The organism is Pseudomonas sp. SMSB3 (genome assembly GCF_052041965.1).
Classification (GTDB): domain Bacteria; phylum Pseudomonadota; class Gammaproteobacteria; order Pseudomonadales; family Pseudomonadaceae; genus Aquipseudomonas.
In genome coordinates this window covers 1-1,828 of record NZ_JBKGGV010000034.1, presented here as the reverse complement: position 1 = coordinate 1,828, position 1,828 = coordinate 1, and the positions used below count along the sequence as shown (strand labels likewise).

At 65.6% G+C, this 1,828-nt stretch carries 2 protein-coding genes; both read left to right on the top strand.

The genetic code is table 11. From position 1 onward, the window contains the following. Nucleotides 1-222, top strand: a 222-nt coding sequence (locus ACLEJW_RS23160; RefSeq protein ID WP_440778321.1) for a phosphopantetheine-binding protein, incomplete at its 5' end; no start/stop codon positions are given. Beyond that, the coding region (locus ACLEJW_RS23155; protein ID WP_440778320.1) for a condensation domain-containing protein at nucleotides 215-1,828 on the top strand (1,614 nt) is incomplete at its 3' end. The genes ACLEJW_RS23160 and ACLEJW_RS23155, both read left to right, overlap by 8 nt.

Genomic DNA, 1,828 nt, shown 5'->3' with positions numbered 1-1,828 from the left:
AACGACAATTTCTTCGAACTGGGCGGGCACTCGCTGCTGGTGGTGCGCCTGGTATCCCGAATCAAGACCGAGCTCTGCGTCGAAGTGCCGATCCAGGACGCCTACCTCGCCGACGACCTCGGCGCCTTGGCCGCCTTGGTGACACGCAACGCAAGCCCGGCCGAACACGATTACGACGCCATTTTTGACGCCTTGGACGAACTGGAGGCATTTGATGCTTAAGCAAGGGACCCAACAGGGCAATGAGCTGGTCCAGCGGATCAGCGGGCTGAACCATGACAAGCGCGTGGCCCTGTTCAAACGCCTGCTGGACAAGGGTGTCGATGTGGGCCGCCTGCCCATCGTGCCCCTGGCTGACGGCGAGACCCTGCGCCTTTCCCACGCCCAGCAGCGTCAGTGGGTGCTCTGGCAACTCGACCCGCAGGGCGCCGCCTACAACATGGTGACGGTGCTGCGCCTGCGCGGGGTGTTGGACCTCGACGCCTTGGGCCAGGCATTTACCGACCTGGCGGCGCGCCACCAGACCTTGCGCACGCGTTTTTTGCTCGATGGCGACGGGCAGCCGCGCCAGTGCATCGACCCGCTCGGTGCACTGGACATCGACACCCGTGACCTGGCCCAGACCGACGAGCCGGCGCTGCTGGCCGCCATCGAGGCCGAGGCCATGCGCCCGTTCGACCTGGAGACAGGTCCGCTGTTGCGAGTGGCGTTGCTGCAGGTGGGCGAAGGTGATCGGGTACTGGTCCTGACCCAGCACCATATCGTCTCGGACGGCTGGTCCATGCAGTTGATGGTCGATGAGCTGATCACCTTGTATCGAGCCCATTGCCAAGGCGTCGCGGCACAGCTGCCCAGCTTGCCGATCCAGTACGTCGACTACGCCGGCTGGCAGCGCCAATGGCTGGCGGCAGGCGAGCGCGAGCGTCAGCTGAACTACTGGACGCAGCGCCTGGCCGGTGAGCAAGGCCCGCTGGAGCTGCCGTTCGACCGCCCACGCCCGGCGCGGCGCAGCAGCCAAGGCTCGCGGCATCTGCTCGAGCTGCCGCCGGCGCTGTTGCAGGAGGTTCGGCAACTGGCCCAAGCTCAAGGCTGCACCCCGTTCATGCTTCTGCTGGCCTCGTTCCAGTTGCTGTTGCATCGCTACAGCGGCCAGGCTGACATCCGCGTTGGGGTGCCTTCGGCCAACCGCAACCGTGCCGAGACCGAGCGCCTGCTCGGCTTTTTCGTCAACACCCAGGTGCTGCGCGCGGATGTCGATGACCAGGCCAGTTTCCTCGACCTGCTCAAGCAGGTGCGCCAGGCGGCGCTGCAGGCCCAGGCTCATCAGGACTTGCCGTTCGAACAGCTGGTCGAGGCGCTGCAGCCCGAGCGCAGCTTGAGCCACAGCCCGCTGTTCCAGGTGCTGTTCAACTACCAAGTGAGCGAGGGAGCGATCAGTGATGGCGTGAAGCTGCCGGGGCTGGAGGTGGCGCAGGTGCAATGGGCCATGCCCAGTGCACAGTTCGACCTGAGCCTGGACTGCGTTGAGCATCCCCAGGGCTTGAGCGCTTCGCTGATCTACTCGACCGATCTGTTCGATGCACCGCGTATCCAGCGCATGGCGGCACACTGGCAGAACCTGTTGCGCGCGATCGTCGAGGCGCCGGCACAGCGCATGGGCGATCTGCCGATGCTCGATGATGACCAGCGAGCGCTGGCGATCACTGGCTGGAATGCCACCCAGCGCGCTTACCCCGGCACGCCGTACGTGCACCAGGTGTTCGAACAGCAAGCCAGTCGCCAGCCGCAGGCACCGGCACTGACCTTCGCCGAGCGCACCCTGAGCTAC